Annotated in this window: 17 protein-coding genes and 1 rRNA gene; 9 read left to right on the top strand and 9 right to left on the bottom strand. The window is 66.5% G+C overall.

Going from position 1 to position 18,153, the window contains the following annotated elements:
* The first annotated feature begins 49 nt into the window (after positions 1-49).
* Together trpB and tsaA are read left to right on the top strand one after the other, a co-directional pair.
* Positions 50-1,261: a tryptophan synthase subunit beta gene (gene trpB / locus BM297_RS13670; RefSeq protein WP_092432424.1), complete on the top strand. Its 1,212-nt coding sequence runs from the start codon at positions 50-52 to the stop codon at positions 1,259-1,261.
* Between the two features lie 119 nt (positions 1,262-1,380).
* Positions 1,381-2,073 (top strand): tRNA (N6-threonylcarbamoyladenosine(37)-N6)-methyltransferase TrmO, encoded by a 693-nt coding sequence (gene tsaA / locus BM297_RS13675; protein WP_092432426.1) that lies wholly within the window; start codon positions 1,381-1,383, stop codon positions 2,071-2,073.
* 67 nt (positions 2,074-2,140) lie between these two features.
* On the opposite strand, the gene fpr is transcribed toward tsaA, so the two are convergent.
* Positions 2,141-2,917 (bottom strand): ferredoxin-NADP reductase, encoded by a 777-nt coding sequence (gene fpr / locus BM297_RS13680; protein ID WP_092432428.1) that lies wholly within the window; start codon positions 2,915-2,917, stop codon positions 2,141-2,143.
* Between the two features lie 112 nt (positions 2,918-3,029).
* Between fpr and BM297_RS13685 the strand changes: the two genes are divergently transcribed.
* Positions 3,030-3,956: a LysR family transcriptional regulator gene (locus BM297_RS13685; RefSeq protein ID WP_092432431.1), complete on the top strand. Its 927-nt coding sequence runs from the start codon at positions 3,030-3,032 to the stop codon at positions 3,954-3,956.
* A gap of 10 nt (positions 3,957-3,966) precedes the next feature.
* On the opposite strand, the gene BM297_RS13690 is transcribed toward BM297_RS13685, so the two are convergent.
* Together BM297_RS13690 and erdR are read right to left on the bottom strand one after the other, a co-directional pair.
* Complete coding sequence (locus tag BM297_RS13690) at positions 3,967-4,335, bottom strand: diacylglycerol kinase (RefSeq protein WP_175526654.1); 369 nt, start codon at positions 4,333-4,335, stop codon at positions 3,967-3,969.
* A gap of 89 nt (positions 4,336-4,424) precedes the next feature.
* Complete coding sequence (erdR, locus tag BM297_RS13695) at positions 4,425-5,075, bottom strand: response regulator transcription factor ErdR (protein ID WP_092432434.1); 651 nt, start codon at positions 5,073-5,075, stop codon at positions 4,425-4,427.
* Between the two features lie 193 nt (positions 5,076-5,268).
* On the opposite strand from erdR, the gene BM297_RS13700 reads away from it, so the two are divergent.
* On the top strand, positions 5,269-6,159 hold the full coding sequence (locus BM297_RS13700) for a DMT family transporter (RefSeq protein WP_092432436.1): 891 nt from the start codon (positions 5,269-5,271) through the stop codon (positions 6,157-6,159).
* Here BM297_RS13700 and BM297_RS13705 read toward each other — a convergent pair.
* Positions 6,149-6,862 (bottom strand): tRNA-uridine aminocarboxypropyltransferase, encoded by a 714-nt coding sequence (locus tag BM297_RS13705; protein WP_092432437.1) that lies wholly within the window; start codon positions 6,860-6,862, stop codon positions 6,149-6,151. The two genes, BM297_RS13700 and BM297_RS13705, sit on opposite strands and share 11 nt — an antisense overlap.
* A gap of 213 nt (positions 6,863-7,075) precedes the next feature.
* Here BM297_RS13705 and BM297_RS13710 point away from each other — a divergent pair, with 213 nt between their 5' ends.
* Positions 7,076-7,477 (top strand): quorum-sensing-regulated virulence factor family protein, encoded by a 402-nt coding sequence (locus BM297_RS13710; RefSeq protein ID WP_092432439.1) that lies wholly within the window; start codon positions 7,076-7,078, stop codon positions 7,475-7,477.
* 64 nt (positions 7,478-7,541) lie between these two features.
* Here BM297_RS13710 and BM297_RS13715 read toward each other — a convergent pair whose 3' ends face one another.
* On the bottom strand, positions 7,542-9,947 hold the full coding sequence (locus tag BM297_RS13715; protein WP_092432441.1) for a phosphoketolase family protein: 2,406 nt from the start codon (positions 9,945-9,947) through the stop codon (positions 7,542-7,544).
* A 123-nt stretch (positions 9,948-10,070) separates the two neighbouring features.
* Here BM297_RS13715 and BM297_RS13720 point away from each other — a divergent pair, with 123 nt between their 5' ends.
* Both BM297_RS13720 and BM297_RS13725 read left to right on the top strand, forming a co-directional pair.
* On the top strand, positions 10,071-11,474 hold the full coding sequence (locus BM297_RS13720; protein ID WP_092432443.1) for an MBL fold metallo-hydrolase RNA specificity domain-containing protein: 1,404 nt from the start codon (positions 10,071-10,073) through the stop codon (positions 11,472-11,474).
* Positions 11,475-11,502: 28 nt separating this feature from the next.
* Entirely contained in the window at positions 11,503-12,594 is a 1,092-nt protein-coding gene (locus BM297_RS13725) for an LOG family protein (protein ID WP_092432445.1), read from the top strand.
* A gap of 76 nt (positions 12,595-12,670) precedes the next feature.
* Here BM297_RS13725 and recX read toward each other — a convergent pair whose 3' ends face one another.
* The 3 genes from recX to BM297_RS13740 form a co-directional block, all read right to left on the bottom strand.
* The gene (gene recX, locus BM297_RS13730; protein ID WP_092432447.1) at positions 12,671-13,132 is read right to left on the bottom strand and encodes a recombination regulator RecX; all 462 of its coding nucleotides are present in this window, start codon (positions 13,130-13,132) and stop codon (positions 12,671-12,673) included.
* A gap of 6 nt (positions 13,133-13,138) precedes the next feature.
* Positions 13,139-14,188: a recombinase RecA gene (gene recA / locus BM297_RS13735; protein WP_092432449.1), complete on the bottom strand. Its 1,050-nt coding sequence runs from the start codon at positions 14,186-14,188 to the stop codon at positions 13,139-13,141.
* Between the two features lie 84 nt (positions 14,189-14,272).
* A complete protein-coding gene (locus BM297_RS13740) occupies positions 14,273-14,773 on the bottom strand; it encodes a CinA family protein (protein WP_092432451.1) in 501 nt (166 codons plus the stop codon).
* Positions 14,774-14,847: 74 nt separating this feature from the next.
* Here BM297_RS13740 and mutS point away from each other — a divergent pair, with 74 nt between their 5' ends.
* Both mutS and fdxA read left to right on the top strand, forming a co-directional pair.
* Entirely contained in the window at positions 14,848-17,427 is a 2,580-nt protein-coding gene (mutS, locus tag BM297_RS13745) for a DNA mismatch repair protein MutS (protein ID WP_175526655.1), read from the top strand.
* Between the two features lie 78 nt (positions 17,428-17,505).
* The gene (gene fdxA / locus BM297_RS13750; protein ID WP_090313659.1) at positions 17,506-17,829 is read left to right on the top strand and encodes a ferredoxin FdxA; all 324 of its coding nucleotides are present in this window, start codon (positions 17,506-17,508) and stop codon (positions 17,827-17,829) included.
* 131 nt (positions 17,830-17,960) lie between these two features.
* Here fdxA and rrf read toward each other — a convergent pair.
* Positions 17,961-18,076: ribosomal RNA gene (gene rrf, locus BM297_RS13755) — 5S ribosomal RNA — on the bottom strand.
* Between the last annotated feature and the right edge of the window lie 77 nt (positions 18,077-18,153).

Here is an 18,153-nt window from a genome sequence, read left to right on the forward strand (position 1 = left end):
CGGCCGGCGACGTCCTGTCGCCGCGCCCTTCCCCATGAGTAGATACCGCATGAGCGACTCCCATCGTTTTGCCCCCATGCCCGACACCCGCGGCTATTTCGGCCCCTACGGCGGCCAACTGGTGCCGCCGCACCTCAAGCAGGTGATGGACGAGATCGACGCCGCCTACGAGGAGATCCGCCAGCGCGAGGACTTCCAGCAGGAGCTGGCCAGCCTGTTCGCCGACTACGTCGGCCGCCCCAGCCCGATCTTCCATGCCCGGCGCCTGAGCGAAAAACTCGGCGGCGCGCAGATCCACCTCAAGCGCGAGGACCTCAACCACACCGGCGCGCACAAGATCAACCACTGCCTGGGCGAGGCGCTGCTGGCCAGGTTCATGGGCAAGAGCAAGGTGATCGCCGAGACCGGCGCCGGCCAGCACGGCGTGGCGCTGGCCACCGCCTGCGCGCTGGTCGGCATCCCCTGCGAGATCCACATGGGCCAGGTGGACATCGAGAAGGAACACCCCAACGTCACCAAGATGAAGATCCTCGGCTGCACGCTGGTGCCGGTGACCCGCGGCGCGGCGACCCTCAAGGAGGCGGTGGACAGCGCCTTCGAGGAGTACCTCAAGGACCCGCACAACTTCATCTACGCCATCGGCTCGGTGGTCGGTCCGCATCCGTTCCCGAAGATGGTCCGCGACTTCCAGTCGATCATCGGCACCGAGGCCCGCGCGCAGTTCCTCGCCAAGCACGGCGGCCGCCTGCCCGACCACGTCGTCGCCTGCGTCGGCGGCGGCTCCAACGCCATGGGCATGTTCACCGCCTTCCTCGACGATGAAGCGGTCAGGCTGGTCGGCGTCGAACCGGCCGGCGAGGGCCTCGACAAGCCCGGCCGCCACTCGGCCACCCTGTCGATGGGCAAGCCGGGCGAGCTGCACGGCATGGCCTGCTACGTGCTGGAGGACGCCGAGGGCCACCCGGCCGCGGTGCACTCGATCGCCTCGGGCCTCGACTACCCCGGCGTCGGCCCGCAGCACAGCTACCTGAAGGACCTCGGCCGGGTCAGCTACCAGACCGCAACCGACCAGGAATGCCTGGACGCGTTCATGACCCTGTCGCGGGTCGAGGGCATCATCCCCGCCCTGGAAAGCGCCCACGCGGTGGCCTGGGCCATGCGCGTGGCGCCGACGCTGGCGAAGGATCAGCACATCCTGGTCAACCTGTCCGGCCGCGGCGACAAGGACGCCGACTACGTGGCCAAGCTGCTCGGCCTGTAAGCACGGCGCGCCCCTCTTCCGCCGCCGGGGAGAGGGGCTGGTGCATTCCCTGCAGGCCTCGCCGCTGGCGCTGCCCGGCGCGTATCATCACCACTCCCCTGCCCCGCAAGACTCCCGCCATGCCCTACAGCGTCAGCCCCGTCGGTTACCTGCGCTCCTGCTTCAAGGAGAAGTTCGCCATCCCCCGCCAGCCGCAGCTGGCTCCGGCCGCGCGCGGCGTGCTGGAGCTGGTGGCGCCGTTCGACGGCGGCGAGGCGCTGGCCGGACTGGAGCAGGTCAGCCACGTCTGGCTGCTGTTCCTGTTCCACCAGGCGCTGGAGGACCAGCCGCGCCTCAAGGTGCGCCCGCCGCGCCTGGGCGGCAACCGCTCGCTGGGCGTGTTCGCCACCCGCGCCACCCACCGCCCCAACGGCATCGGCCAGTCGGTGGTCAAGCTAGACAGGGTCGAGCCGGGACGCCTGCACCTGTCCGGCATCGACCTGCTGGACGGCACGCCGGTGCTGGACATCAAGCCCTACGTGCCCTACGCCGACATCGTCAGCGAGGCGCGCAACGCCATCGCCGATGCGCCACCGCCGGCCATCCCGGTCGAATGGAACGACACGGCCCTGCTGCAAGCCCGCGAACACGCCCTGCGCCTGGACGAGCCGGTGGTGGAACTGATCGAGCAGTGCCTGGCCCAGGACCCGCGCCCGGCCTACCAGACGCCGCTGCCGGAGCGACGCTACGGGGTGCTGTTCTGGGACGTGCAGGTGCGCTGGCACTATCCCGAGCCGGGACGCATCCGCGTGCTGGAGGTGGTGCCGGCCTGAGCACCCCGCAAGGCAAAACGGCGGAACCCGTCACCGAGATTCCGCCGCTTTGCATCCGATCTATCGCTTACTTCTCGACGAAGGCGCGCTCGATCAGGTAGTCACCCGGGTCGCCCATGCGCGGCGACACCTTGAGGCCGAAGCTGTCCAGTACCTGGCTGGTTTCGTCGAGCATGCTCGGGCTGCCGCAAAGCATCGCGCGGTCGTCCTGCGGGTTGATCGGCGGCAGGCCGATGTCGCTGAACAGCTTGCCGCTGCGCATCAGGTCGGTCATCCGGCCCTGGTTGCGGAACGGCTCGCGGGTCACGGTCGGGTAGTAGATCAGCTTCTCGCGGACCATCTCGCCGAAGTACTCGTGCTGCGGCAATTCCTCGGTGATGAAGTCGGCGTAGGCCAGCTCGCTGACCCAGCGCACGCCATGGACGAGGATGACCTTGTCGAAGCGCTCGTAGGTTTCCGGATCCTGGATCACGCTCATGAACGGCGCCAGGCCGGTGCCGGTGCCGAACAGGTAGAGGTGCTTGCCCGGCAGCAGGTCGCTGAGGATCAGCGTGCCGGTCGGCTTGCGGCTGACCATCAGCTCGTCGCCCGGCTGCAGGTGCTGCAGGCGCGAGGTCAGCGGGCCGTTCGCCACCTTGATGCTGAAGAACTCCAGGTGCTCCTCGTAGTTGGGGCTGGCGATGCTGTAGGCACGCATGAGCGGACGCCCCTCCACTTCCAGACCGATCATCACGAACTGGCCGTTCTCGAAGCGCAGCCCCTGGTTGCGGGTGGTCTTGAAGCTGAACAGGGTGTCGTTCCAGTGGTGGACACTGACGACGCGCTCGCTCACCAGGTTGCTCATGCGATGACTCCTTGCAGAAAGAGGCCGAGTGGCCCTGTTGCGCTCCATTCTAGGCAGGCGCAAAATATCTGTTAAATGAATAATCAAAATATTCTTTATAGGTTATATCGATATGCGTTTCACCCTCAGGCAAGTGCAGGTGTTCGTCGCCATCGCCCGGCTGGAAAGCGTGTCGCGCGCGGCCGAATCGCTGGCCCTGTCGCAATCGGCGGCAAGCACCTCGCTGGCCGAGCTGGAGCGCCACTACGACAGCCCGCTGTTCGACCGCATCGGCAAGCGCCTGGCGCTCAGTGCGCTGGGCGCGCAGCTGCTGCCCAAGGCGGTGGCCCTGCTCGACCGCGCCGAGGAGATCGAGCAACTGCTGCAGGGCAAGAGCGGCTTCGGCTCGCTGCAGCTGGGGGCGACCCTGACCATCGGCAACTACCTGGCCACCCTGCTGATCGGCCGCTTCATGCAGGCTCACCCGGAATGCCGGGTACGCCTGCACGTGCAGAACACCAGCCATGTGGTGCAGGGGGTGGCCCAGCACGGTCTGGATCTGGGCCTGATCGAGGGCGACTGCCAGCATCCGGACATCGAGGTGCAGCCGTGGGTCGAGGACGAGCTGGTGGTGTTCTGCGCGCCGCAGCATCCGCTGGCGCAGCGGCGCACGGCGAGTCTCGACGAACTGGTGCGCGAAGCCTGGATCCTCCGCGAACAGGGCTCGGGCACCCGGCTGACCTTCGACCAGGGCATGCGCCATCACCCGGTGCCGCTGAACATCCGCCTGGAGCTGGAGCATACCGAGGCGATCAAGCGCGCGGTGGAGTCGGGGCTGGGCATCGGCTGCATCTCGCGCCTGGCCCTGCGCGACGCCTTCCGGCGCGGCAGCCTGGTGGCGGTGGAAACCCCGGAGCTCGATCTGCGCCGGCAGTTCAGCTTCATCTGGCACAAGCAGAAGTACCAGAGCAGCGCCATGCGCGAGTTCGTCGAACTGTGCCGCAGCTTCACCGCCGGCGTGCAGCGCAGCGACCAGATCGCCCTGCAGGAGATTCCCTGACGGAGCGGGATCAGCCGAGCAGAATGACGCCCCACACCAGGGCGATCATCGACAGCGTCACCGCCTGGGCAGCGCTGCCCATGTCCTTGGCGTTCTTGGACAGCGGATGGCGCTCGAGGGAGATGCGGTCGATTGCCGCTTCCACCGCCGAGTTGAGCAGTTCGACGATCAGCGCCAGCAGGCACACGGCGATCAGGATGGCGCGCTCGCCGCGACTAACTTCGAGGAGGAAGGCCAGCGGCACCAGCAGGGCATTGAGCATGACCAGCTGGCGGAACGCCGCCTCACCACCGAAGGCCGCGCGCAGGCCATCCCACGAATAGCCGGTAGCGTTGAGGATGCGTTTGAGGCCGGTCTGGCCCTTGAAGGGTGACAGCATGTGCGGGCGTCCGTAGCGAGGGGCCGGCAGTCTGGCAGTGGCGGCCTGAAAAAAACGTCAAGCAGGCCACGCCTGCCCTGCCGGGCGCGTCAGGCCGCCGGCAGCGACTCCATCTGTTGCAGCAGCAGGGCCGCCTGGGTGCGGGTACGCACGCCCAGCTTGCGGAAGATCGCGGTGACGTGGGCCTTGACCGTGGCTTCCGAGACGCTCAGCTCGTAGGCGATCTGCTTGTTCAGCAGCCCTTCGCAGACCATGGTCAGCACGCGGAACTGCTGCGGGGTCAGGCTGGCCAGCCCTTCGCTGACGGCCCGCACCTCGTCGCTGAGGACAGAGGCTTCCTCGAGCTGCGGCGGCCACCAGACATCGCCATCGAGCACCGCACGCACGGCCAGCTGGATCGTTTCCAGCGGGCTGGACTTGGGAATGAAGCCACTGGCGCCGAATTCACGCGAGCGCTGGACCACCGCCGCCTCTTCCTGAGCCGAGACCATCACCACCGGGATCTGCGGATACTGGCCACGCAGCAGCACCAGGCCGGAAAAGCCGTAGGCACCGGGCATGTTGAGGTCGAGCAGGACCAGATCCCAGTCGCGCTTTTCGTTCAACCGCGCTTCCAGTTCGGCGATACTGGCCACCTCCACCAGGTGCGCCTCCGAGCCGAGCCCCATGCTCAGAGCCTGTTGCAGGGCGCTGCGAAACAACGGATGGTCGTCGGCAATCAGTATTTCGTAGGCGGCCATGATGGTTCCTGTTGTTGTTCTGAACGGGCGGGGGCGCAAGCGGCGCTCAGGATGCCGAGCACACCCTATACGGTCAAGAAAAATACCCGCAAAGCCCCTGGGGGCTTTGCGCCGCGACACTCATCGGGTCACGCGAGTTCCCTGATTCTACCTTGTCGAGGCTGATCTTCGCCTTTTTTTCCAAGGAGCCACCATGCGCAACCAGGCCTTGCGTGCCGATCTGCTGATGCTGCTCACCGCCCTCATCTGGGGCAGCACCTTCGTCGCCCAGCGCCTGGGCATGAACGAGATCGGCCCCTTTCTCTACTCCGGCCTGCGCTTCGCCCTGGGTGCCCTGGCGCTGCTGCCGTTGCTGCTGTACCGGCCAGCCGGCGCCGCCGTGCCGACGCCCGTCAGCCGCAGCCTGCTGCTCGGCGGACTGCTGCTCGGCCTGGCACTGACCATCGGGATCAACCTGCAGCAGGTCGGCCTGCTGTTTACCAGCGTGACCAACGCCGGCTTCATTACCGGCCTGTACGTGATCATGGTGCCGCTGCTCGGCCTGTTGATCGGCCAGCGTACCGGCTTGGGCACCTGGCTGGGCGCCAGCCTGGCGGTCGTCGGCATGGCCCTGCTGAGCATCGGCGCGGACTTCCGGGTGGCCCCCGGCGACTGGCTGCAACTGGCCGGCGCGCTGGCCTGGGGCGTGCATGTGCTGCTGGTCGGCGCCCTGGCCAGCCGCCACGACCCGGTGCGTATCGCCTTTCTGCAGTTTCTCACCTGTGCCGGGCTGAGCCTGCTGCTGGCCCTGCTGTTCGAGGAGATCGACAGCGCGGCGATCCTGCGCGCCGGGCCGGCCATCCTCTATGGCGGGCTGATCTCGGTGGGCATCGGCTACACCCTGCAGGTGGTGGCGCAGCAGCACGCCATCGCCTCGCACGCGGCGATCATCCTGTCCCTGGAAGCGGTGTTCGCCGCGATTGCCGGCGCCCTGGTGCTCGGTGAAGCGCTGGCGCCGCGCGGCTACCTGGGCTGCACGCTGATGCTCGCCGGCATGCTGGTTGCCCAGCTGTGGCCACGCCGCGCCGACGCGCTCAGGGCGTGAACGGGCGCAGCCGCTGGTGGGCAGCGCTGTGCTCGTCCAGCGGCAGCTGACGCTTGAAGCCGAGATAACGCTCGCTGAACACGTCGAGATAGGCATCCAGCGCCTCGGCCGCGGGACTGTCGCCGGCCAGCTCCAGGCACATGGCCGCCACCTCGGCGGTGCACAGGTGCTCGCCGCGCGTCGAGCGACGCAGGCGGTAGCGCGACTGCTGCTCGGGGGTCAGGCTGAGCACCGGGAAACGATCCAGGTAGGGACTCTTGCGGAACATCTTGCGCGCCTCGGTCCAGGTGGCATCCAGCAGGATGAACAGCGGCCGCTTGCCGCTGGCCGGCTCGACCGTCTGCACCACCCGCGGCGGCTCGGCATATTCGGCCGGGAACACCACGTAGGGTTGCCACTGCGGATCCTCGAGCAGCGCCAGCAGGCGCTCGTCGACCTCGACCCGCGACCAGCCGAAGGCGCTGTTGTCGGCCACCACGTCGGCGATCAGCCAGCCGGTGTTGCTCGGCTTGAGCGCCTCGATGTCGTGCATCAGCAGGCACACGGCGGCGTGCGCCGCCACCTTGGGGCGCCAGGCGCACATGCAGTGGCTGTGCGCCAGCCGGCAGTCCGCACAGCGCGGGATGCGCGAGCCGCGGGCGACGAAGGGCTTGAGGCTGCGGGCCAGGCGCTCGGTGCGCAAGCGGGCGACACTGTTGCTCATCGGCCGGCACCCGGCCCGGCAGGCAACGACAACGAACGAGGCGCGGCGGCGAGTAGAGGCATGCGAACTCCAAGGAGGTTGCCCGGACAGTCCGGGAAAGGCGCGGCAGTCTAGCAGAGCCGCACGCGCGGACCGACGTCAGGGGTATGATGGTGCACCGCGAACCTGCCGCCCAACGGCAGGTCGAACGGTCAGGTTTCCAGGAGTATTCCCATGCATCGTCTCTTCACCCTGCTGGCCGCCCTGCTGGCCGCATCCACCGTCCAGGCGGCCTCGCTGCAGGACTTCGAGCTGAACAAGCAACTCAAGGCGGTGGCCAAGCAAAGCAGTGTCGGAACACCGCGGGCGATCAACGCGGACATCCTCGACCAGGGCTACACGGTCGAGGGCAACCAGCTGATCAATCACCTCAGCGTGCGCGCCTCGCACGCCAACGAGATGCGCGGCAATCCGGACGCCGTCCGCCAGCAGCTGCGCGCCAGCGTCTGCCAGAACCCGGGCTATCGTCAGCTGCTGAGCCAGGGGGCGGTGCTGGCCTACTCCTTCAGCGAGCACAAGAGCAACCGCCCGGTGACCACCGAGCGCTTCCAGGCCACGGACTGCGGCCTGCGCTGAGTCCACCGCCCCTTAAACCCAACCAGTTACCCTGCCCGCCAGCCGCGGGCCAGGGCTGCGGCATTCAGCGCAGGATGCTCGGATCGCCCTTGCCGGCCAGGGCAGCGGCCTCCTCGCCGGTCAGCAGCGCGGTACGCGGCACGTCCATCAGCCGCGCACAGGCCGACACCACATTTGCCCAGCAGGCGCGGTTGGCGAACAGCATGCCGGCTTCGTCGAAGGTGCCGCCCCGGTTGCGATAGCCCAGCGCGGCACTCTGGCTGGCATCCGGGAGGAGCGGCCACAGGTGGCCGCGCGCCACCTCCGGGCGCATGTGGGTGAGCAGCACGCGGCGCCCCATCCGCGCCGGGAACAGCCGCGCGCGCAGGGCTTCGTCGGCCACCACCTGCTGCTCGAGCAGGTCGCGCGGGGCGCGGAAGCGCCCCGGCTCCTGCAGATAGACTAGGCGGTAGGCATAGCCGACCTCCTCCAGCCGCCTGGCCGCCCGCTGCATCTCCGCCAGTTGGTAGCTGCCGTTGGCGATCAGCAGCAGCGGCTCGCTGCCCTCCCGCTCCTGCACCACGATGGCGCCGTCACGGGCCAGCTGACGGGCCTGCTCGGCATCGAACACACCAGGCCGCTCGCGCTTGGGCACCACCAGACAGGCCAGCCGGCCGCGGCTCTGGTAGATCTGCGGCAGCAGCGCCAGGGTGCTGTTGTGGTCGGCGGGGAACAGCACGCACACCGCATCGCTCATCTCGCCCAGCAGCGCCTCGCAGAAGGTGGTGTCCTGGTGCGACTGCTGGTTCTTGCCGTTCTCCCAGGTGTGCGAGGTGGCCACCAGCGGCCAGCCGAGCCAACCGGCCGGACGCCCGACCTCGTGCTGCTGGCGGGCGAAGATCAGGGTCTGGCGCACCGCACCGAGCATCTTCACGCAGAAGGCCTCGTAGCTGGCCACCAGGTTGAGGCCGCCCTGGTTGGCCAGACAGGCCGACACCACCGCCTCTTCGTTGAGTGCGGTGATGATGTGGCCGTGGACGGCCTCCTCGTCGCTTTCCGGCGCGCTGACGCGGTGCTTGAGCGCCTGCAGTACGCCGCCGAGACGGTTGCTGGCCAGCTCGTCGGGATTGCCGACCCGCGGGCGCAGCTGCGGGTTGGCCGCCACCAGGTCGACGAAGAAGCGGTCGATGGCGCTCATCGGCGAGCACACCTGGTCATGGAAGTGCAATTCGGGGATGCGCGGCAGCTCGGGATGACGCACGGCCAGCGCATGGTCCCGCTCCAGCGGCCGCCCGCCGCGCAGGGCGGCAAAACGCTCGAGAGCCTGGTGCAGCTCGTCCGGCGCCACCCACAGCGGCGCAACGCTGGCGTTGAACAACCGGCGGGCCTCGGCGTCGTCGTGCGGATTGCCCGGCAGCGGCAGGTTGTGCGCGGCGTTCTCGCCGGCGCCGTGAAAGCCGAAGCCCTTGATGGTCTCGGCGATCGCATAAGGCATGGGCAGCGGATAGTCGAGGATGCCGCGATTCTTCTCGTCCACGCGGTGGGCCAGCCGCTGCTCCAGCTCGTACAGGGTACAGACGAAGGCGGCCGGGTCGCGGCCGTCGAAGCGGATCGGATCGAACCCGCAGTGGCGCAGATGCTCGACGAAGCCCTGCACGCCCGCGTGGGTGCCCAGCTCGGTGCGCTGCTCGATGCGCCTACCGTTGGCGATCATCACCGGCAGAGCCACCCCGCAGTCCTCGGCGCGCCACCAGCGCGGCATCCAGTCGCTGCCGCGCTGCTCCTCGGCCGCGCCGTCGGAGAGGAAGGCCACCAACGTCTCGCCGGGCAGCGGCTGGTGGGCGTACTGCAGCTCGGCAAAGCCGAGATAGCCGCCCTCGGCGCTGCCGCCGGCGGTATGCGGATTGACGTGGCTGCCCAGCGGCACGCCGGGCAGGCCGTCGGGCGCCTGGGCATAGCTGTAGAAATCACCGACCAGGCGGTTCAATCCCTCGGCGTCCCGAGCGTAGCGCGCCGCCTGCTCGGGGTGCAGGTTGCCGGTCAGCACGTTGAGCGCCTCGATGGCCGCCACGCAATGCCCTTGGCCCATGGTCCAGGCGCGGGTCTGTCCGGTCAGCGCATTCAGCGCCAGGTAGCCGGCATACGCCGGCACCATGTTCAGGGCGCCGCCGGTGTGACCTTCGGGACGGGCCTTGAAGTCCTCGGCCTCGAGCGCGGCACCGTCGAGACACACGCGCCGCGCGTAGGTCATGTGCACGACCAGCCACAGGCCGGCGCAGGTCAGTCGGTCGAGGGCCTGGAACAGGCGGTAGACACTGGTAAGATCGGGTTGGTGACCGGCCTGCACCAGCTGGTGGGCCAGGCGGAACACCGCCGCCTGGGTGGTCGGCGAGTGCTCCAGCGGACCACGCCCCCCCGCCCACTCGGCAAAGGCCGGCTCGGAAAGCGCATGGGCCTGCAGTTCTTCGGCGCTGGGCAAAAGCTGACTCATGGGCAAGACTCCAAAGCAGGGTTGGGGGTAGTCTAGAACGACGAGACCATTTGCGGCTGATTTGTATCAAGGCCCTGCCAGACCTCCGGCAGGCGGTCGCGCCAAGCGGAACAAGGAGTTTTTATGGCCCTTCTCACCTTTTACGGCGCCATCCAGCAGGTGACCGGCTCCCGCTACCTGATCGAGACGCGCGACGGCGCGCGGGTGCTGCTGGAGTGTGGTATGTGCCAGGGGCGGCGCGAAGAGGAGGCGCACAACAGCGAAGCCTTCCCCTTCGACCCTCTGCAGCTGGATGCCGTGGTGATCTCCCATGCCCATATCGATCACAGCGGCCTGCTGCCGCGGCTGGCGGCCAAGGGCTACCGCGGACCGATCTACGCGACCGATGCCACCTGTGAGCTGCTGCAACTGATGCTGATGGACTCGGCGCACATTCAGGAAAGCGACGCCGAGTGGGAAAACAAGTGGCGCGCCCGCCAGGACAAACCCTTGGTGGAGCCGCTGTACACCGAGGCCGATGCCGAGCTGGCCCTCACGCTGCGTCGGCCAGTAGTGTACGGTCAGACCGTGGAAGTGGCTCGCGGCGTCAAGGTGACCTTCCACGACGCCGGCCACATCCTCGGCTCGGCGATTGTCGAGCTGGAGGTGCACGACCACGGCCTGACCCGCCGCCTGGTGTTCTCCGGCGACCTGGGCAATGCCTGCACACCGTTGATGCGCGACCCTACCCCGCTGGGCGAGGCCGACGTGGTGCTGATGGAATCGACCTACGGCGACCGCGATCACCGCTGCGACGAGGACACCCTCGACGAGCTGGCCGAGATCCTCCAGCAGGCCCATCGCGACGGCGGCAACGTGCTGATTCCCGCCTTCGCCGTCGGCCGCACCCAGGATCTGATCTTCCATCTCGGCCGTTTCTACCAGCAAGGTCGCCTGCCGCAGCAGGCGGTGTTCCTCGACAGCCCCATGGCGATCCAGGCCAACGCCATCTACCACCGCTTCCATGAGCAGTTCGACGCCAAGGATCGCGAAACACTGATCAACCACGGCGTCACCAAGGTCGAGGACTGGCTGCCGATCCTGCGCTGCACGCCCCGAGTCGAGGACTCGATGGCGATCAACCGCATCCAGAGCGGGGCGATCATCATCGCCGGCAGCGGCATGTGCAACGGTGGGCGCATCGTCCACCACCTCAAGTACAACCTGTGGCGCAAGGAGTGCCATATCGTGTTCCCCGGCTTCCAGGCCAAGGGCACGCTGGGACGCGCCATCGTCGATGGCGCGCCGACCGTGCGCGTCCTGCGCCAGCGCATCGCGGTCAAGGCACAGGTGCACACCCTGGGTGGCTTCTCCGCCCACGCCGGCCAGTCACAATTGCTCGAGTGGGTGAAACACTTCGACCACAGACCGGAGCTATACCTAGTGCATGGGGAACTGGAAAAAATGAAGGTGCTGCAACAGGCACTGCACGATCGCCTGCAGTGGACTGCCAACATCCCGGAACCGGGTGAGCAGATCGCACTCTGAGCGACGATAAAAACAAGGAGTACATGACATGGCTTATGAGTCGGATGACTATCTGTCGAGACACTTCCAGACCAGCGGCATCGATGTCGGACTGAAGGTCGACGAGCTGGTCGGCCTCAGCGTGCCGCCGGGAAGTCCCAACCAGGCGCTCTATCACGAGATGCTGATGACCGTGGTGCGCATGGCCGAGGCCGACCGCAACCGCTGGGACGCCAAGATCATGATGCAGACGCTGCGCGAGATGGAGAACGCCTTCAGCATGCTCGAGCAGTTCAAGCGGCGGCGCAAGGTCACGGTGTTCGGCTCAGCGCGCACCGCACCGGACCACCCGCTGTACCTGCAGGCCCGCGATCTCGGCAAGTTACTGGCCCATCACGAACTGATGACGGTGACCGGTGCCGGCGGCGGCATCATGGCCGCGGCCCACGAAGGCGCCGGGCTGGAGCACAGCCTGGGCCTGAACATTGCCCTGCCCTTCGAGCAGCGCGCCAACGATGTGGTGCACGATACCGGCAACCTGATCTCCTTCCACTTCTTCTTTCTGCGCAAGCTGTTCTTCGTCAAGGAGGCCGATGCCCTGGTGCTCTGCCCGGGCGGCTTCGGCACCCTGGACGAGGCCCTGGAGGTGCTGACGCTGATCCAGACCGGCAAGAGCCCGATCGTGCCGGTGGTCCTGCTGGACGTGCCGGAGGGTCGCTACTGGAAGGATGCGCTGCACTTCATGCGCGAGCAGCTGGAAGAAAACGGCTATATCCTGCCCAGCGACATGAACCTGCTCAAGCTGGTCACCAGCGCGGAGGAAGCGGTGGTGGAAATCACCCATTTCTACCGCAACTACCACTCCAGCCGCTGGCTCAAGGGCTTGTTCGCCCTGCGCATGAATCGGCCGCTCAACGCCAGAGCCCTCGCCTACCTGCACGACGAGTTCGCCGACCTGTGCCTGGAGGACGGCTTCCACCAGCAGCCGTACTGCGAACTGGAGCAGGATGAGCCGGAGTTCCGCCACCTGATCCGCCTGGCCTTCCACTTCAATGGCCGCGACCACGGGCGGCTGCGCGAGCTGATCAACTTCATCAACCTGCCGGAGAACTGGCAGCGCGAGCTGCCACGCGCCGAATAGCTCCGGTCAGCCGTCCACAGCAAAACGCCCCGGCTCACAACGAGCCGGGGCGTTTTTTCATTGCCAAACCACACCGCTAGTCATCACCCGCGCTACGCAGCAAGCGACTGACCGCCTCGTGGGAAAAGCCGCGATAGAGCAGGAAGCGCCCCTGCTTTGCCCGCTCGCGGGCATCGCCGGGCAGGCCGGCGAAGCGCCGCTGCCACAGCTCGCGCAGGTTTTCCGCCCAGTCGATCGGACTCTCCGCCAGGGCCCGCTCCACTGCGACACGCGGCAGGCCACGCTGATTCAGCTCGTCACGAATGCGCAGCGGGCCGTAGCCAGCATTCGCCCGGCTGCGGATGAAACTCTCCAGGAAGCGCTCGTCACTGAGCAGACCCTCCTCGCTCAAGCGCTCGAGCGCGCTGTCGATCAGTTCCGTTTCGGCGCCGCGCTGGCGCAGCTTGCGTGCCAGTTCGGCACGCCCGTGCTCACGCCGGGCCAGCAGATCCATGGCGGCCCGGCGCACCGCGGCGGGACTGTCGAGCACGACGGCCATGCTGGTTTAGATATCCATTTCCGCGTCGACGTCTTCCTCGATCGCCGCTGTTGCCTTGAGGCCACCCGGCTGGGCGAGCAACTGGGTGCGAATCGCGCCCTCGATGGTGTCGCGCACCTCGGGGTTGTCCTCGAGGAAGCGCGCGGCATTGGCCTTGCCCTGGCCGATCTTGCTGCCCTGGTAGCTGTACCAGGCGCCGGACTTCTCGATCAGCCCCTGCTGCACACCCAGATCGATGATCTCGCCGTTGCGGTAGATGCCCTTGCCGTAGAGGATCTGGAACTCGGCCTGACGGAACGGCGGAGCCATCTTGTTCTTCACCACCTTGACGCGGGTCTCGTTGCCGACCACCTCGTCGCCTTCCTTGACGGCGCCAATGCGCCGGATGTCCAGGCGCACCGAGGAGTAGAACTTCAGCGCATTGCCGCCGGTGGTGGTTTCCGGATTGCCGAACATCACGCCGATCTTCATGCGGATCTGGTTGATGAAGATCACCAGGCAGTTGGCGTTCTTGATGTTGCCGGTGATCTTGCGCAGGGCTTGCGACATCAGGCGCGCCTGCAGGCCAACATGGGTGTCGCCCATCTCGCCTTCGATTTCCGCCTTCGGCACCAGGGCAGCCACGGAGTCGACGATGACCACGTCCACCGCATTGGAACGCACCAGCATGTCGGTGATTTCCAGCGCCTGCTCACCGGTATCCGGCTGCGACACCAGCAGGTCGTCGACATTAACGCCGAGCTTGGCGGCGTAGTCGGGGTCGAGAGCGTGCTCGGCGTCGACGAAGGCACAGGTCGCGCCCAGCTTCTGCGCTTCGGCGATTACCGACAGGGTCAGGGTGGTCTTGCCCGAAGATTCAGGACCATAGATCTCGACGATCCGCCCCTTGGGCAGGCCGCCGATACCCAGTGCGATATCCAGGCCCAGCGAGCCGGTGGAGATCGCCGGCACGGCCTGGCGTTCCTGGTCGCCCATGCGCATGACCGCGCCTTTGCCGAACTGACGCTCGATCTGACCCAGGGCCGCAGCCAGGGCGCGCTTCTTGTTCTCGTCCATTGAAGTCCTCTCGTTCAGAGCAGCCAGCCGGCCACGATCAACTGTATAATTAGCCAGTATTATTCCACAGGGTAGGTTACCCGCCTACCCCTCGACGGGATTTTGCCCTGCCGTCAGTCGCAACAATCCCTGCAGCGCCAGAAGCACGGTCCGCTCACGCACCGCCTGGCGGTCGCCGGCAAACTGCCGACGACAGCTGAAACAGCGTTCGCCATCCTGCCAGGCCAGCCAGACCGTGCCCACCGGTTTGTCCGGCGTGCCGCCATCCGGCCCGGCAATCCCGCTGACGGCCACCGCCAGCTGTGCCCCACTGTGCCGGCAGGCTCCCCGGGCCATCGCCTCGACCACCTCACGACTCACGGCGCCAACCGTGTCGAACAAGGTATCCGGCACACCGAGCTGCAGGGTTTTCTGCCGATTGGAGTAGGTGACGTAGCCGGCCTCGAACCACTGCGAGCTGCCGGCGATCCGCGTGATCGCCTCGGCGATGCCGCCGCCAGTGCAGGACTCCGCCGTGGCGACCTGCATCCGCCGACTCAGTAGCGCCTCGCCGAGTTGTCTGGCAAGCCGGGTGATCGGGTCCATAAGTGTCTCCGGGGTTAAGCCTGTCCATGCGATACCGTACACTAGGCGCTTTTGCGACTTGAAGCCGGACAGCGATGAGCAACAGCGATTTTTCCGCCCACACGCCGATGATGCAGCAGTACCTCAGAATCAAGCAGCAGCATCCCGACCAGCTGCTGTTCTATCGCATGGGCGACTTCTACGAGCTGTTCTACGCCGATGCCCAGAAGGCTGCCCGGTTGCTGGACATCACGCTGACCGCTCGCGGTCAGTCCGCCGGCCAGCCGATCCCGATGGCCGGCATTCCGTTCCATGCGGCCGAAGGATACCTGGCCCGCCTGGTAAAGCTCGGCGAGTCGGTGGTGATCTGTGAACAGGTCGGCGATCCGGCGACCAGCAAGGGGCCGGTGGAGCGTCAGGTCGCTCGCATCCTCACTCCCGGCACCGTCAGCGACGAAGCGCTGCTCGACGAGCGCCGCGACAACCTGCTGGCAGCCCTGCTCGGCGACGAGCGGTTGTTCGGTCTGGCGGTGCTAGACATCACCAGCGGACGCTTCAGCGTGCAGGAAATCAAGGGCTGGGAACCGCTGCTCGCCGAACTGGAGCGCCTCAGTCCCGCCGAGCTGCTGATTCCCGATGACTGGCCAAGCGGCCTGCCGGCCGAGAAACGTCCCGGCGTGCGGCGCCGGGCGCCCTGGGACTTCGATCGCGCCACCGCGCTGAAAAGCCTGTGTCAGCAGTTCGGCACCCAGGACCTAAACGGCTTCGGCTGCCAGGGCCTGACCCTCGCCATCGGCGCCGCCGGCTGCCTGCTGCTGTACGCACGCGACACCCAGCGCAGTGCCCTGCCACACATCCGCAGCCTGCGCCACGAGCGGCTGGACGACACGGTGATCCTCGACGCCGCCAGCCGGCGCAATCTGGAGCTAGACACCAACCTCACCGGCGGTCGCGACAACACCCTGCAGAGCGTGGTGGATCGCTGCATGACCGCCATGGGCAGCCGCCTGCTGTGTCGCTGGTTGAACCGCCCCCTGCGTGACCACGGCATCATCGAGGGCCGCCAGCAGGCCATCGGCTGCCTGCTCGACAGCTACCGCTTCGAGAACCTGCAGCCGCGCCTCAAGGAAATCGGCGACGTCGAGCGCATTCTGGCCCGTATCGGTCTGCGCAGCGCACGGCCGCGCGACATGGCACGCCTGCGCGATGCCTTGGCGGCCCTGCCGGAACTGCAGCAGAACCTGTCCGAACTGGAAGCTCCGCGCCTGCAGGCGCTGGCGGCCAACATCCAGACCTACCCCGAGCTGGCCGACCTGCTGGCCCGGGCAATCATCGATAATCCGCCCGCAGTGATCCGCGACGGCGGCGTGATCAAGAGCGGTTACGACGCCGAGCTCGACGAACTGCAGATGCTCAGCGAGAACGCCGGCCAGTACCTGATGGACCTGGAGGCGCGGGAAAAGGCCAGAACCGGCCTGGCCAATCTCAAGGTCGGCTACAACCGCATCCATGGCTATTACATCGAGCTGCCGCGGGTCCAGGCCGAGCAGGCGCCGGCCGACTATATCCGCCGCCAGACTCTCAAGGGTGCCGAACGCTTCATCACCCCCGAACTCAAGGCGTTCGAGGACAAGGCGCTGTCGGCGAAAAGCCGCGCCCTGGCACGGGAAAAGCTGCTGTACGACGCCCTGCTCGACATCCTGATCGAATCCCTAGCGCCGCTGCAGGATACTGCTGCCGCCCTGGCCGAGCTCGACGTGCTGAGCAACCTGGCCGAGCGTGCGCTGAATCTGGACCTCAATTGCCCGGCGTTCGTCGAAGAGCCCTGCCTGCGCATCACCCAGGGTCGCCATCCAGTGGTCGAACAGGTACTCAGCACGCCCTTTGTCGCCAACGACGTCTACCTCGACGACGGCACGCGCATGCTGGTGATCACCGGTCCGAACATGGGGGGCAAGTCCACCTACATGCGCCAAACCGCGCTGATCGTACTGCTCGCCCATATCGGCAGCTTCGTGCCGGCGCAAAGCTGCGAGCTGTCGCTGGTCGACCGCATCTTCACCCGCATCGGCTCCAGCGATGATCTGGCCGGCGGGCGCTCGACCTTCATGGTGGAGATGAGCGAAACCGCCAGCATCCTGCACAACGCCAGCGAGCGCAGTCTGGTGCTGATGGACGAAGTCGGCCGCGGCACCAGCACCTTCGACGGCCTGTCACTGGCTTGGGCAGCTGCCGAGCATCTGGCGCAGCTACGCGCCTTTACCCTGTTCGCGACCCACTACTTCGAGCTGACCGTCCTGCCCGAGAGCGAACCCGTGGTCGCCAACGTGCATCTGGATGCTGCCGAGCACAAGGAGCGCATTGTGTTCCTGCACCATGTGCTGCCGGGACCGGCGAGCCAGAGCTATGGCCTGGCCGTCGCGCAACTGGCCGGAGTACCCGATCCGGTGATCGCTCGCGCCCGTGAGCATCTGGCACGGCTTGAGGAAACCAGCCTGCCGCATGAGCACGCCGCGGTGCCAGCGACAAAAAGCGTGCCGAGCAAACCGCTGCAGCACGACCTGTTCGCAGTCCAATCGCATCCATTGCTGGAAGAGCTCGAGCGCCTCAGCCCGGACGACCTGACCCCCCGTCAGGCGCTGGAGCTGATATATGCTTGGAAGATGCAGATATAACGAAGCAAATAGCAAGCTGCTAAAATTTCGCGCGCCATGCCATGGCTGGCGCTTGCCTGTCTGAGGAGACAAAAGAACATGACCTTCGTCGTTACCGACAACTGCATCAAGTGCAAGTACACCGACTGCGTGGAAGTCTGCCCGGTGGACTGCTTCTACGAAGGCCCGAACTTCCTGGTGATCCACCCAGACGAGTGCATCGACTGCGCCCTCTGCGAGCCCGAGTGCCCTGCCCAGGCGATCTTCTCGGAAGACGAGGTACCGGATGACCAGCAGGAGTTCATCGAACTCAACCGCGATCTTGCCGAAGTATGGCCAAACATCACTGAGAAAAAGGATGCTCTGGCCGACGCCGAGGAGTGGGATGGCGTCAAGGACAAGCTGCAGCACCTCGAGCGCTGATCAAACACAGCGTCCGCCTCAAAACCCAGCTTTCGCGCTGGGTTTTTTTCTGCCCGTTTTCAACCCGGTTTCCGGATGCCGAAAAGCCGAAACCCCGACCAGCGTTAGCTGATCGGGGTTTCTGTATAGGTGCTTGACGATGACCTACTCTCACATGGAGAAGCTCCACACTACCATCGGCGATGCGTCGTTTCACTGCTGAGTTCGGGATGGGATCAGGTGGTTCCAACGCTCTATGGTCGTCAAGCAATTTGTTGGGGAATCGTTTTTAGTCGCTTCCCCTAATTGGGTATGTGATATCGGTGTATCTTCGGTAATTTCACG

It is taken from the genome of Geopseudomonas sagittaria, assembly GCF_900115715.1.
GTDB lineage: Bacteria > Pseudomonadota > Gammaproteobacteria > Pseudomonadales > Pseudomonadaceae > Geopseudomonas > Geopseudomonas sagittaria.